Here is a 12,863-nt window from a genome sequence, read left to right on the forward strand (position 1 = left end):
TGCGTCAGACTCCAAAATCGGGCAGGGTTGGAGTGACGCTATTGTGGAGTGAGCAGGTGACACAAAAACAACATTTTACCGGCTTTTCTCAGTCCATTTATGAGCTGATAACCCAGCGAGCACCGTTGGATGTGGTGCTCAATGCGATTACCAGTGTCGTGGAAAATGAGCTGCCCGGGGCGCTGGTCTCAGTCATGCTGTACTCGCCGGAGACCGGCAGGTTGAACATGATCGCGGGTAGCAGCTTTTCCGAGTCCTATCGGGCGGCCATGCAGGATATTCGGGTCGGGCCGGGTGTCGGCGCCTGCGGTACAGCGGCGCATAGCTGCGAATTGATTATCTGTGACGACATCGCTAACGACGAGCGTTGGAGAGGCTTTCACGAGATCACTGCCCATGAGCGCCTGGCTGCCTGTTGGTCCGTTCCCCTTGTCGATACTGCTGGCCGTATTCTGGGTACCTTTGCCACCTACTACCGTGAAAAACGGAAGCCCAACGACGAAGAAATCAAGCTAATCCGCCGCGCTGCCGGCCTGGCGGTGCTTGCCATTACCCATCAGGAAGAAGTCACCCGCCGGGAAACCTCCGAAGAACAGATGCGGTTGCTGGAACGGGGTATTCAATCCAGTTCCGATGGCATGGTCATGGTTGATGCCCGCGATCCCGACATGCCACTGGTCTTTGTCAACGAAGCTTTTACCCGGATCACGGGATACAGCCAGGAGGAGGCCCTGGGTCAGAACTGCCGGTTCCTTCAGGGCAAGGACACCGATCCGCTGGCCGTGGCGACCCTGCGCCGCGCGATCCAGAAGAAACAGCGTGCCGAAGTAACCCTGCTGAACTACCGCAAAGACGGCGATTACTTCTGGAACCACATGGTGATTGAGCCGGTGTTAAACGACCGGGGTGAGTGCACCCATTTCGTGGGTGTGCAGCACGATGTAACCCGTGAACGGGAAAACGAACGTTTGCTCGGGCAGTATTCCACTCATGATTTACTCACCGGTCTGCCCAACCGGGTGATGTTTGAGGCACATCTGGCAGAGGCCTGTCGGCAGTCCCGACAGGCTGACCAGAAAGTGTCGGTTATGCACGCAGACCTGGACGACTTCAAGCCCATCAATAACAGCCTGGGCTATGGCTTGGGTGATCAGTTATTGGTGGCCGTGGCCAACCGATTACGGGATATTGCACCGGAACATGCCATGGTGGCCCATTTGGGGGGTGACGAATTTGCAGTGCTTTTGGAAGGCGGCACTGAAGAGCAGGTAACAGAATGTGCCGATGCCATGCTTTCTGAGGTGTGCCGTCCATTTGATCTGGAAGGACAGTTGCTGCACATCAGTGCCAGCATTGGTATTGCCTCCCAACATACCCGCCCCATGCGCCCCGAAGAGCTGATGTCTTATGCCGATGCTGCGGTTCAGGATGCCAAGGCCCAGGGGCGCAATACCTGGCACTGGTTTGAAGGAGTGGCTACCTCAACCAGCAATGAGTACGTGGCATTGCGCCGTGAGTTGATGGAGGCCATCGAGCACGAACAGTTTGTGCTTTACTACCAGCCCATCGTAGCGGCGGACTCCGGCATTATGCGCGGAATGGAAGCGTTGGTGCGCTGGCAGCATCCCGAGCGCGGTTTCGTCTCGCCGGGTGAGTTTATTCCTTTGGCCGAACAGACGGGGCAGATCGTGGCTATTGGCCAGTGGGTGCTCCATCAAGCCTGCTCCGACCTGGCAAACTGGAATGCCAAAATGAACCGGCGCTTGCCGGTGTCAGTGAACATCTCGCCATTCCAGTTCCGGCGGTACGGGTTTCTGGAGGAATTACGCAAAACACTGGATGAAACCGGGCTGGATCCCGAGCTGCTTGAGCTGGAAGTCACGGAAAACGTGTTGATGTCCGGTGTCGGGCAGGGCATTGATACCCTTCAGAAGATCCGTCAGATGGGTATCAAGGTATCGATAGACGACTTTGGCACGGGGTATTCCAGTCTTCGCTATCTGCGTCAGTTACCAATCAACAAGGTGAAGCTGGATAAAAGCTTTGTCATGGATATTACCGAGAACACCGCAAATGCGGCCATTGTTCAGGGGGTGATTACCATGGCTCATCATCTTGGACTGGTTGTTGTGGGTGAGGGCGTGGAGACGACCGAACAAGCCGCCGACCTGAAACAACGGAATTGCGATTTGCTGCAGGGCTTTCTGTTCTCCAGGCCGGTGCCATTTGATCAGTTGACGGCTACTGCTGAAGCGGCTCAATCAATCGCTGATTAAGATCCCGCCAGCGCTCAAGCTCGTTGGCGGTACCTATCCGGGCGCGTTCCCGGGCGGATTTATTGCGCCATAGCCCTTCACCATTAAAGCTGTAAACTGGTTCCAAGTCAGTGCGTTGGGAGGCTGGCTTAATCTCATTTATCAAGTTGTCCAGAATCAGCGGTTCCGCGTCGGGTGTCTGGTACCAGGCGAGAATCATGTGCGCCTGGTCCAGCACCAGGGATTTGACATACACCACTCTTAGTTGTTCGTCCGGTACCCCGGCGGCCTTCAGGGTCAGGTACTTGGCGATGGCAAAATCCTCACAATCGCCGCCATTGGTGGCCAGCAACTCCACCGGCGTGGCCCAGTAATCTTCCTTCCCCCAGTGATCAATGTCATCAACAAACTCCGCCCGGTTAAAGAAGCGGTTAACCAGCTCCAACTGACGATCTACAGGCGCTTTTTCAATCAGGTTATTAAGGCGTTGCCAGTCTTTCAGGCGTTGTTGTGCTGCCGGTCCGTGCTGTATGAGCACCCAATTCATTAACTGATCATCCAGTTGAATGGCGTCGGCCACGGAGACCACCAACAATAGGGTGAGGAGCAGAAGAAGCGACAAGCGCGATGATGACCGTGTTGCCGGAAACATGCTGAATCTCAATTGTTCTCCTGCAACTCTTGTCTGCGCTCTTCAAGCCGACGGCGGATTTCGTCGCGGCGATTCTGGTCGCCTGGTGACGCGCCTGATGCTGCTTCGTCCTGCCGGGGTTCTGGCGGGGCAACCGTCTCTGGTTCTGGCTGGTTCTCACGGGTCAGGCTGAGACCTTCTGTCGCCTCTGTTTCCGGAAAATACAGGTTCTCCAGTTTACCGCCCCGTTCAATAATGATGCGATTGGGAAGCACAGTTCGCAGCAGCGCGTTACCCGGCAGCCGGTCACCCACCTGGTAAACCTCGGTATCGCCCTCAGGGCCTTCAATCAGGGCACTGGCCGGGTAGTCGCCACCGGCGGCCATTGCCCCACGTAACACCAGGCTGAGATTAGTTTCCGGGAGGTTCCTTGTGTTTGATGCTGTTTGTGGCTGGATGGCTTGCGCATCACCAAACAGAGGTAATTCAGCCAGTGACACATCCGGTATCGTGAGCCGGGATTGTGGTTCCGGGACAGTACTGACGGATTCACCCAACGGGCCGGGGCCAGACTCGGTTTGCCAGAATTCATAGCCCTGCCATCCCGTGACAGCCAGCATGGCCAATGCCGTGGCCATCGCCAGTAATGGTGGGATTCGTTGATCAACGGTTGGCATTGTTTACCCTGCTCATTCTAAACCGGAGCTGACAGTCTTTGGTGCTTTTCCACGCAGTATAGTGTACCGCACACGGGCGATGGTCTCGGCTTCCTGTGCTACTTTTCATAAAAGGGCGTTTATTCGGTCCAGCGTAACAGGCTGGTTCAAACAAGCCCCATTGAGGAATACCGTGAATATCGAGACTGAGCCCCCGCTCCAGGAGACATTACCTGGCCGATTGCCGTTTGCTTTCGCCAAGCGTAATGGCGTTATCCTCACTCAGGATGAAGACGGTAAGCCGCTGATTCTGGTGCGCCCTGGAGCTACCCACTCCGCGTTGGCAGAGGCAAACCGCATCAGCGGCGGACAGGCACGGTTTTCAACCATCGAATCGGACCACTTTGACCAGGCCCTGAATGAGGCTTATCAGAGCGATTCCGCCGAAACCATGCAGATGGTGGAGGGCATAGGCGATGAAATGGACCTTGCCTCCCTGGCTGAATCCGTTCCGGAGACCGAAGATCTGCTGGAACAGGAAGATGATGCGCCGATCATTCGCCTGATCAACGCTATTCTTACTGAAGCCGTAAAAACCAACGCTTCTGATGTCCACATCGAAACCTATGAAAGACAGTTGATCGTCCGTTTTCGCGTTGACGGTGTACTACGGGAAGCAGTGAAGCCCAAACGCGCATTGGCGCCACTTCTTGTATCCCGGATCAAGGTCATGGCCAGGCTCGATATTGCCGAAAAGCGGGTGCCCCAGGATGGCCGGATTGCGCTTCGGGTGGCTGGCCGGGAAGTGGATATCCGGGTCTCTACCATGCCGTCGTCCAGTGGTGAACGGGTGGTTCTTCGCCTGCTGGACAAACAGGCCGGAGCCATTCGCCTGGAGTCTCTGGGCATGGCCGGGCAGGATCTGAAGGCCCTGCGTAAACTCATCCACCGGCCTCATGGCATTCTGCTGGTTACTGGTCCGACAGGCTCTGGTAAATCCACCACCCTGTATGCCGCGCTGCAGGAGATAAACGACCGCAGCCGTAACATTCTCACCGTTGAGGATCCTATTGAGTACAACCTCCCGGGCATTGGCCAGACGCAGGTCAACCCGAAGGTGGACATGACCTTCGCCCGAGGACTGCGGGCCATCCTTCGTCAGGACCCGGACGTGGTCATGATCGGGGAGATCCGGGACCTTGAGACTGCGGAAATTGCCGTGCAGGCCAGCCTGACCGGCCACCTGGTGTTGTCCACGCTGCACACCAATACCGCCGTCGGTGCCATCACGCGGCTGATGGATATGGGTATCGAGCCGTTCCTGATTGCCTCCAGCCTGGTGGGGATTGTCGCCCAGCGGCTGGTTCGCGTCCTATGCTCCGAGTGCCGTGCGCGTCACATACCAACCGCAGAGCAATGCGAGTTCATGCAGCAGGATCCTTCCCATCCACCAACCATTTTTCGTTCGGTTGGCTGTGAACATTGCAACCAGCTGGGCTACCGGGGGCGGATTGGCATTTATGAGGTAGTCCAGGTGGGGGATGAAATGGGGAACCTGATCCATAAACGGGCAGGGGAACTGGACCTGGAACGGGAGGCACGTCGTCATAGCCACAGCATTCACGCAGACGGTGTCCAGAAAATACTTGATGGGGTAACCACGGTGGAAGAAGTTCTGCGCGTGACCCATCGGAGCCCCTGATCATGCCAGCCTTTGAGTACAAGGCACTGGATGCCCGGGGCAAGCAGAAGCATGGGGTTCTTGAGGCGGATGCGCCTAGAGCGGTTCGTCAGCAATTACGAAACAGGGGGCTCACGCCTCTGGCGGTGGAGCCGGCGGTTGAACGGCAGACACGTACCACCGCGTTACGTAAAGCCGGATCTATAAGCTCGGCGGACCTGGCCCTGGTTACACGGCAACTGGCCACGCTGATCCAATCCGCCATCCCCATTGAGCAGGCACTGAGTGCGGCGGCCCAGCAAACCGAAAAGCCCCGTATACGCAGCATGTTGATCGCCGTACGGGCGAAAGTGATGGAGGGTTATGCCCTTGCCGACAGCCTGGCATTGTTCCCCCGGGCTTTTCCGCGCCTGTATCGGTCCACCGTCGCAGCAGGGGAGCGCGCTGGCCACCTGGACCTGGTGCTCAACCGGTTGGCCGACTACACCGAAGGCCGGCAGGAAGCTCGCCAGAAAATCCAGTTGGCAGCCATCTATCCCATCATCCTCAGCGTCGTTGCCATCGCTATCGTGGTATTCCTGCTCACCTATGTGGTGCCGGACATTATCGAAGTGTTCCTCAAGCAGGGGCAGGAACTACCGGCACTGACCCAGGCGATGCTGACGGTTTCCGATTTTTTGGCAGCCTGGGGTTTGTATCTGCTGGTACTTCTGATCCTCGGGCTACTGGCGTTCCGCTTTGCCCTGACCAAGCCTGGCTTCCGGCTCAGATTCCACAAGCGCCTGCTACACCTGCCCCTGGTTAAAGGCATGGTTCGAGGCGTCAGCACTGCGAGGTACGCCAGCACCTTGAGCATCCTGACCACCAGCGGCGTGCCCCTGGTGGATGCCATGCGTATTGCTGGCGAGGTCTTGTCCAATGATTACCTGCGCCAACAGTTACAGGAGGCGGCACGCAAGGTCAGCGAGGGCGGCTCTTTGCATCGGTCGCTGGAGCAAACCGGCTACTTTCCGCCCATGATGCTGCACATGATTGCCAGTGGCGAGGCCAGTGGTGAACTGGACAACATGCTTGAACGAACCGCCCGCATGCAGGAGAACACACTGCAATCCCAGATTGCGGCGCTGGTGGGGCTTTTCGAGCCAATGATGCTGCTGGTGATGGGAGTCGTGGTACTGATCATTGTATTGGCGATCATGCTGCCTATTCTGAATATGAGTAACCTCGTGGGCTGATGGCTTGTTGAGGCACGTGGCCCGCTTTGCAGGCGTTGTATAACGGAGGACTACGACGATGAAGAGTAATCTGTTGAACAACACGCCAGGCCCGCAACTGGCCAGGGGCTTCACCCTGATTGAGATTATGGTGGTGATGGTCATCCTGGGGCTGCTGGTGGCCATTGTCGCGCCCAACATTATGGGGCGGAGTGACCAGGCCAGGGTGACCGTGGCAGAAACCCAGTTAAGCAACATCGCCAACGCGCTGGACCTCTACCGACTGGATAATGGCCATTATCCCTCCACCCAGCAGGGGCTGGAAGCGCTGGTCAGCGAACCCAGTGGGACCCCGGAACCAAGAAACTGGAATCCGGAGGGTTACATGAACAGTGTTCCAGAAGATCCCTGGGGTAACGAATACCAGTATGTCAGTCCCGGGTCCGAGGGGCCCTATGATCTCTACTCCTACGGCTCCGATGGGCAGGAAGGCGGTGAAGGCGATGCGGCCGACATCAGCGTCTGGGATGTTGAGCAGTAAGCGGAGACAATCCGGAACCGCTGAAGGCGGCTTTACGCTCATAGAAATACTGGTTGTGCTGATCATCGTGGGTTTGCTGGCCTCCCTGGCGGTGGTCAATCTGACCGGAAATTCCAGGCTTCGGGAGCTGCAGCAACAGGTACGTGATGTGTATCTGTTGATGCAGGCAGCTTCCGAACAGGCGGTTCTTAATAACCGGGAATATGGTCTGGTGCTGGAGGAGGGCGGTTATCGGTTTGTAGCCATGGATGACGAATCCGGAGATTGGATCACGAACGAAGAGCGAATCTTCCGCCCGCGCACCTTGCCAGAATGGTTGGTGGTGACCGTCCAGGTCGCAGCTGACGCACCACGATTACCGTCTGATGATAAAGAAGGCCCGCAACCCGAGATCGTTTTCTATTCGAGTGGCGAAACCACCCCTTTTGAACTGGCATTCAGCGTGCAAGAAGGGCCGACTGTCCGTCACGTGATTCGTTCAGACGGATTTTCTCCCATGGAATGGCTTCAGCCCGGGGCGGAGGAAGTGCCATGAGCCGGCGGAATTCCGGATTCACGTTGTTGGAGGTGCTGGTGGCACTGCTGGTGTTCGGGCTGATTGCCGGTGCTGCGTCACGAGTCGCCAGTAACTATATCACTGGTTTTGAAAGGGTGCGGGACAATGTCTTGGCCGGCTGGCTGGCGGACAATCGCATCAACCAACTGAGGCTGGAAAATGCCTTACCGCCAATATCGGAAAGCGCTGAAGATCAGGACTACGGACCGTTCCGCTGGCGTATCACGACGGTCGTTACCGGCACTGCAGAACCAACCATGCGCCGGGTCGAGGTGATTGTTGCCAAATACCAGAATGAGCAGACCGAACCCTTTCGGGTGATGTCGCTCTCCGCATTCCTGGGAGAAAGTTCATGACGTCCTCGGCTCGTGAACAGGGCTTTACCCTGATGGAGGTTCTGATTGCGGTGACGATTACCTCGGTGATCGGTGTGGGCGTGTGGCAGGTCATTGGAAGTGTTGTGAACTCCCGGGATCGCGTCAATGAGTTGGCTGGGCAGTTTGAAAACATCCAGAAGGTCATGCTGCTGCTCGAAAGGGACATCGTCCAGATCGTTAACCGCCCGGCAAGGGGTCTCTACAGGGATTTTCAGCCAGCACTGACCAGCCGGGATGAAGGCTACGCGCTACTGCTCACGCGCCAGGGTTGGCGGAACCCATTGGGTCTTCGGCGCAGTGAACTTCAACGCGTGGCATGGGAGTACTCGGGCAGTGAATTACGCCGCCATTACTGGTCTGTGTTGGATCAGGGGCAGGACGACTCCAGCAGAAGTGTGTTGTTACTGGATAACGTCCAGGCATTCGACATCCAGTTTCTTGATGCCAGTGGAAATCGGCTTGCTCAGTGGCCGGAGGAGGCTGTCCTGGCAGAACAGGTAGCCGGTCAAAGGCCAGACGTACCGCTACCCCGGGGCATTGAGATAACCCTTGAACACGAGCAGTTCGGAGAGCTGACCCGGATTTTCCCATTGCCCGATTTTGACCCGGCCCAGGTACGGGAAAGCTTCGGTCAACAGCAGGACACGGATTCCGATGCCGATGCCGATGCCGATGCGGAATAAACACCAAGGTGTTGCGCTGATCATGGTCCTTTTGGCGATGGCACTGATCATTATGCTGGCCACCGGCATGGTGCGTGAGCAAAGCCTGTGGGTGTTCAAGGCGAGTCACCACAAAGCCCAGCAGCAGGGATACAGCATTGCCCTGGGCGCGGAAACCTTCGGCCGGCAAATGCTGATCCGGGATTTTGAGGATGATCAGGATGAGGACCTGATGATCGACAGCCTGGATGAACGCTGGGCCATTGGGGCCGCGATTTTGCCATTGGACGAAAACGGCGTCGTCGAAGTGCAGATAGACGGCCTGGGAGGGCGGATCAATCTGAACGAGTTGGTGACACCGGCAGGCAAGGTGGACCAGTTCACCCGGAGTCGAGTACAGCGATTACTGCAGGCGCTGGGTATTACCGGGATAAGTGTGGACGCCCTGATTGACTGGATTGACGAGGACGACCAGCCAACCGGTGCTGCCGGAGCGGAAGACAGTTTATATCTGACCGAAGAACCATCCTACCGTGCCGCCAACCAGCCCTTTGTATCCATCAGTGAATTGCGGTTGATTGCCGGTATGACCGAGAGCGCTTATGAAACGCTGCGCCCCCATGTTGTCGTACTGCCGGTTACTGGCTCTGGCATCAATGTTAATACCGCAAGTGCTCCGGTCCTGATGTCTCTGCATGAGAATCTCACCGAGGCCATCGCCGGCGTCATCATCGAAAAACGCGAAGAAGCTCGCTTTGAAAGCATCAAGGATTTCCTGTCATTGCCTGAACTTGCAGGCATGGGGTTAACGTCCCGGGGGCTAACCCTAAAAACGTCGTTTTTTGATGTTGTTTGCCGGATTACCTACGATAATCGAAAGGTGAACATGGTCAGTCGGGTGTTCCGCAGTGCCAAGGGCGAGGTACAGACCGTCCACAGGGACTTGAGCCAGAACAACCGCATCACCAGGGAACCTTATACTCTGTCAGAAGGATAGCCATGTCTTACCGTCTTTTCGTTCGCCCCCTGCCGCCGTTTGCGGAACCGGCCCAGCAGCGTTTCAGCTGGGTGCTGCAGGACGCCGGCGGTGACGCCCAGGCACAGGGTGATTCCGACCTGCGTGAAGACATTGAGCAAACCCTGGCCCGGAACTCGCTCGACAATGTCGAGCTGCTGGGACTGATTCCCGCTGATGACACCGTATTCTGCACCGCTGACATCCCCGCCACACAAGCCCGCTATGTGGCCCAGGCCCTGCCGTATGCGGTGGAGGAGCAGGTGGCCCAGGACGTCGAGACCCTGCATTTCGCCCTGGGTCGGCACACGGCAGAGGGGTATCAGGTAGCCGCCATCGATAAGGGACAAATGAGTGTTTGGAAGCACCTGTTGTCCGGTTGGCACCATGCGCCCCTCGCGGCTATTTACGCCGATGCCACCCTGTTACCGGCCACGGAGAACGGTTGGACACTGTGCCTGGATGGCGCCATGGTGCTTCTGCGGAGTGACCGTGGGGAATGGCTGGCGGTGAGACGGGAAAACCTGCCCATGTTTGCCGCTACCATGGCAGAGCCTCCGGCGAACCTGGTTAACCCAAGCCCCGATGATGTGGCTGCCGAGGTTCCCGTTCGCATCTTTCACCCGGCGGAGGGATACGCGAAGGAGGAGGGTGTCACCCAACAACTGACCCAGGCCTCGGACCGTTTACGGATATCGGAAGAACCGCTGGAGCTGTCAGTGATCGGTTTCCTGGCCTGGTCTTACCACCAGCAACTCTGTGATCCGATCGATCTCTGTCAGGGGGAGTTCTCTCTCAAGGAAAAAGGGCAGTATTCACTATCGCCCTGGAAACCCCTGATTGCCGTGGCTGGACTCTGGTTTGTCCTTCAGGTGGCATTGGAAATCGGCTTTGGCCTGTATCAACAGCATCAGGCTGAACAGTTGCAGGACCGGGCCATGGCCATGTACCGGCAAGTCTTTCCCGACGATAACCGCACTCATGCCGGAAATGTTCGCAGGGTGCTTCAGGGCCAGCTTCGGGCAGCGGAATCAGCTGGACCCCAGACGGATTTTCTTACCCTCCTGAAGTTTACTGGTGCCGAGTATACGGCTCTTCCCGACACCCAATCCGTTTCCTTTGATTCAATCAACTATGCCCGAGGCCGGGGTGAGCTGGTGGTGGCCGTAAGCGCCGAGAGTTACGACCAACTGAGCCGTTTGCGCAATGGTCTGACCGACGAAGGGCTGCAGGCGGAAATAGGCTCGGTGGTCAACGAGCCCGCTGGTGCACGTGGCCGCCTGACGGTCTCGGGAGGTCAGTAACATGTGGTCAAGAATCAAGCGACAACCGGCGGTTGGTAAAGCAGTTGCCTACTATGACCACCTTCCTGTTAGAGATCGCCAGGCTTTATTGGTACTTGCCGTCGCCTTGTTGCTCGCACTGCTATATTTTATCGTCTGGCGTCCGGCTGCGGATTTTCACGAACGCACACTGAACGAACGCGAGAATGCCCAGGAATTGCTGGCCTGGATGCAATCAAACCAGGAGGCGATTGAGGCCCTGAACCCGGCGAGCAATGCCGCCGCGGGTAGCAATAACGTTGAAAAACCGGTCGATGGCAGGGCGTTGATGGCCCTCATTACCCGCACCGCCGATGAAGCCGACCTGGCCCTGCAACGTTTCGAGCCCGGTGATGAAAACACGGTTCGGGTGTGGATGGACTCTGTTCCTTATACCCGGGTTGCGGGCTGGCTTGAAAGGCTGGCCAACCGGCACGGCGTGATTATTGATCAAGCCTCCATGGATCGTGCTGAAACGCCCGGCATCATATCGGTACGATTGACATTGACTATTTGAATGTCGATAAGCTCCGGATATCCTGTCAAAAATCCAGATTGATCAAACTGAGTGGGAGTTACTGTGTCTGACAGTTACGATTACGACCTGATAGTTATAGGTGCCGGTTCCGGCGGTGTCCGACTGGCCCGAATGTCAGCCCAACGTGGCGCCAGAGTGGCGGTGGTGGAAGCCCGGCATCTTGGCGGCACCTGTGTGAACGTGGGCTGTGTTCCGAAAAAGCTGTTTGTCTACGGAGCTCATGTTCATGAAGAGCTGGAAGACGCGGCCGGCTATGGCTGGCAGATCCCCACTGACGATGTGAGCTTTGACTGGCCTACCCTGGTTGCCAACAAGAACGCTGAAATTGAGCGCCTCAATGGCATATACGGTCGCCTTCTGACCAACGCCGGCGTCGATATTATTGAAGGCACAGCTACCGTGACCGATCCGCACACTGTCAAGGTGGCGGGCCAGAGCTATTCTAGCCAACACATTACCGTGGCGACCGGCAGCTGGCCGGTGATTCCCGATGTTCCCGGTAAGGAACACCTGCTGACCTCCAACGAAATGTTTTACCTGCCCCAATTACCTCGCCACGCCACGGTCTGGGGTGGGGGTTACATCGCTGTCGAATTTGCCGGCATCCTGGCGGGGCTGGGCGTAGAGACCACCCTGTTATACCGGGGCGACCTGTTCCTGCGGGGTTTTGATGACGACATTCGCCGCTTTACCGAGCAGGAAATGCGCAAAAAAGGCGTCGATCTTCGCTTTAATGTAACCATCGACGCGGTAGAAGCGAATGAGGGCGCCTACCGCGCCCGACTAAGCAACGGCGATACTCTCGAAACCGGGCTTATCATGGCGGCAACAGGGCGTCGGGCACTGGTGGATGGCCTTGGCCTCACTGATTTGGGCGTGGACCTGACGGCATCCGGACACGTGCATGTAAACGATGGGTTCCAGACAACAGTTCCCTCCATTTATGCCCTGGGCGACGTGATTGGCACTCCACAACTCACGCCAGTGGCACTGGCCCAGGCCATGGTCCTGTCGCGTCGCCTGTTTGGTGATGGACAGGGCGAAATGGACTACGCTGCCATTCCCACCGCCGTGTTCTGCCAGCCCAATATAGGCACCGTCGGGTTAACCGAGCAGGAGGCGAGGGAAGCGGGGCACCAGGTCACGATTTACCGTTCGGAATTCCGGCCCATGAAATACACCCTCAGTGGCCGCGATGAGCGAAGCCTGATGAAGCTTGTGGTGGATACCAACACTGATCATGTGCTTGGCGCTCACATGGTGGGGCCCGACGCAGGCGAAATCACCCAGGGGCTGGCGGTGGCGATCAAAGCTGGGGCCACCAAGGCACAATTTGATGCGACGCTGGGTATTCACCCCACCTCAGCGGAAGAATTCGTGACCATGCGCGAGCCAGTAAGCTGACAGAAGCCGGG

General features: G+C 57.2%; 13 protein-coding genes. 11 read left to right on the forward strand and 2 right to left on the reverse strand.

Going from position 1 to position 12,863, the window contains the following annotated elements:
* Nucleotides 1–56: 56 nt before the first annotated feature.
* A complete protein-coding gene (locus BY454_RS11330; RefSeq protein WP_104416576.1) occupies nucleotides 57–2,276 on the forward strand; it encodes a bifunctional diguanylate cyclase/phosphodiesterase in 2,220 nt (739 codons plus the stop codon).
* Here the strand turns inward: BY454_RS11330 and BY454_RS11335 are convergent.
* Together BY454_RS11335 and BY454_RS11340 are read right to left on the reverse strand one after the other, a co-directional pair.
* Complete coding sequence (locus BY454_RS11335; RefSeq protein WP_104416526.1) at nucleotides 2,242–2,907, reverse strand: transglutaminase-like cysteine peptidase; 666 nt, start codon at nucleotides 2,905–2,907, stop codon at nucleotides 2,242–2,244. The genes BY454_RS11330 and BY454_RS11335 overlap by 35 nt on opposite strands.
* An 8-nt stretch (nucleotides 2,908–2,915) precedes the next feature.
* Nucleotides 2,916–3,563: a type II secretion system protein N gene (locus BY454_RS11340; RefSeq protein ID WP_104416527.1), complete on the reverse strand. Its 648-nt coding sequence runs from the start codon at nucleotides 3,561–3,563 to the stop codon at nucleotides 2,916–2,918.
* Nucleotides 3,564–3,735: 172 nt separating this feature from the next.
* Between BY454_RS11340 and gspE the strand changes: the two genes are divergently transcribed.
* From gspE to gorA, 10 genes are all read left to right on the forward strand, one after another.
* The gene (gene gspE / locus BY454_RS11345; RefSeq protein ID WP_258075634.1) at nucleotides 3,736–5,244 is read left to right on the forward strand and encodes a type II secretion system ATPase GspE; all 1,509 of its coding nucleotides are present in this window, start codon (nucleotides 3,736–3,738) and stop codon (nucleotides 5,242–5,244) included.
* 2 nt (nucleotides 5,245–5,246) lie between these two features.
* Nucleotides 5,247–6,458 carry a type II secretion system inner membrane protein GspF gene (gspF, locus tag BY454_RS11350; RefSeq protein ID WP_104416529.1) on the forward strand — a complete coding sequence of 404 codons (1,212 nt, stop codon included), beginning with the start codon at nucleotides 5,247–5,249 and terminating at the stop codon, nucleotides 6,456–6,458.
* A gap of 58 nt (nucleotides 6,459–6,516) precedes the next feature.
* Nucleotides 6,517–6,978 (forward strand): type II secretion system major pseudopilin GspG, encoded by a 462-nt coding sequence (gene gspG / locus BY454_RS11355; RefSeq protein ID WP_104416530.1) that lies wholly within the window; start codon nucleotides 6,517–6,519, stop codon nucleotides 6,976–6,978.
* Entirely contained in the window at nucleotides 6,965–7,513 is a 549-nt protein-coding gene (gene gspH / locus BY454_RS11360; RefSeq protein WP_104416531.1) for a type II secretion system minor pseudopilin GspH, read from the forward strand. The genes gspG and gspH overlap by 14 nt, the downstream gene beginning before the upstream one ends.
* Entirely contained in the window at nucleotides 7,510–7,890 is a 381-nt protein-coding gene (gene gspI / locus BY454_RS11365) for a type II secretion system minor pseudopilin GspI (RefSeq protein ID WP_104416532.1), read from the forward strand. The genes gspH and gspI overlap by 4 nt, the downstream gene beginning before the upstream one ends.
* The gene (gspJ, locus tag BY454_RS11370) at nucleotides 7,887–8,594 is read left to right on the forward strand and encodes a type II secretion system minor pseudopilin GspJ (RefSeq protein WP_104416533.1); all 708 of its coding nucleotides are present in this window, start codon (nucleotides 7,887–7,889) and stop codon (nucleotides 8,592–8,594) included. Before gspI ends, gspJ begins: the two co-directional genes overlap by 4 nt.
* A complete protein-coding gene (gene gspK / locus BY454_RS11375) occupies nucleotides 8,584–9,570 on the forward strand; it encodes a type II secretion system minor pseudopilin GspK (RefSeq protein WP_258075640.1) in 987 nt (328 codons plus the stop codon). The genes gspJ and gspK overlap by 11 nt, the downstream gene beginning before the upstream one ends.
* A gap of 2 nt (nucleotides 9,571–9,572) precedes the next feature.
* On the forward strand, nucleotides 9,573–10,892 hold the full coding sequence (gene gspL, locus BY454_RS11380; protein WP_104416534.1) for a type II secretion system protein GspL: 1,320 nt from the start codon (nucleotides 9,573–9,575) through the stop codon (nucleotides 10,890–10,892).
* 1 nt (nucleotide 10,893) lies between these two features.
* On the forward strand, nucleotides 10,894–11,427 hold the full coding sequence (gspM, locus tag BY454_RS11385) for a type II secretion system protein GspM (RefSeq protein ID WP_104416535.1): 534 nt from the start codon (nucleotides 10,894–10,896) through the stop codon (nucleotides 11,425–11,427).
* A gap of 63 nt (nucleotides 11,428–11,490) precedes the next feature.
* Complete coding sequence (gene gorA, locus BY454_RS11390) at nucleotides 11,491–12,852, forward strand: glutathione-disulfide reductase (RefSeq protein ID WP_104416536.1); 1,362 nt, start codon at nucleotides 11,491–11,493, stop codon at nucleotides 12,850–12,852.
* Nucleotides 12,853–12,863 lie beyond the last annotated feature (11 nt).

The sequence above is a fragment of the Marinobacter persicus genome (assembly GCF_002934325.1).
Taxonomy (GTDB): domain Bacteria; phylum Pseudomonadota; class Gammaproteobacteria; order Pseudomonadales; family Oleiphilaceae; genus Marinobacter; species Marinobacter persicus_A.

What these genes read in the sequence shown, in the direction of transcription:
- BY454_RS11335 (WP_104416526.1), bottom strand. Translation starts at nt 2,907, where the DNA reads ATGTTTCCGGCAACACGGTCATCATCGCGCTTGTCGCTTCTTCTGCTC.
- BY454_RS11340 (WP_104416527.1), bottom strand. Translation starts at nt 3,563, where the DNA reads ATGCCAACCGTTGATCAACGAATCCCACCATTACTGGCGATGGCCACG.
- gspF (WP_104416529.1), top strand. Translation starts at nt 5,247, where the DNA reads ATGCCAGCCTTTGAGTACAAGGCACTGGATGCCCGGGGCAAGCAGAAG.
- gspG (WP_104416530.1), top strand. Translation starts at nt 6,517, where the DNA reads ATGAAGAGTAATCTGTTGAACAACACGCCAGGCCCGCAACTGGCCAGG.
- gspH (WP_104416531.1), top strand. Translation starts at nt 6,965, where the DNA reads ATGTTGAGCAGTAAGCGGAGACAATCCGGAACCGCTGAAGGCGGCTTT.
- gspI (WP_104416532.1), top strand. Translation starts at nt 7,510, where the DNA reads ATGAGCCGGCGGAATTCCGGATTCACGTTGTTGGAGGTGCTGGTGGCA.
- gspJ (WP_104416533.1), top strand. Translation starts at nt 7,887, where the DNA reads ATGACGTCCTCGGCTCGTGAACAGGGCTTTACCCTGATGGAGGTTCTG.
- gspK (WP_258075640.1), top strand. Translation starts at nt 8,584, where the DNA reads ATGCGGAATAAACACCAAGGTGTTGCGCTGATCATGGTCCTTTTGGCG.
- gspL (WP_104416534.1), top strand. Translation starts at nt 9,573, where the DNA reads ATGTCTTACCGTCTTTTCGTTCGCCCCCTGCCGCCGTTTGCGGAACCG.
- gspM (WP_104416535.1), top strand. Translation starts at nt 10,894, where the DNA reads ATGTGGTCAAGAATCAAGCGACAACCGGCGGTTGGTAAAGCAGTTGCC.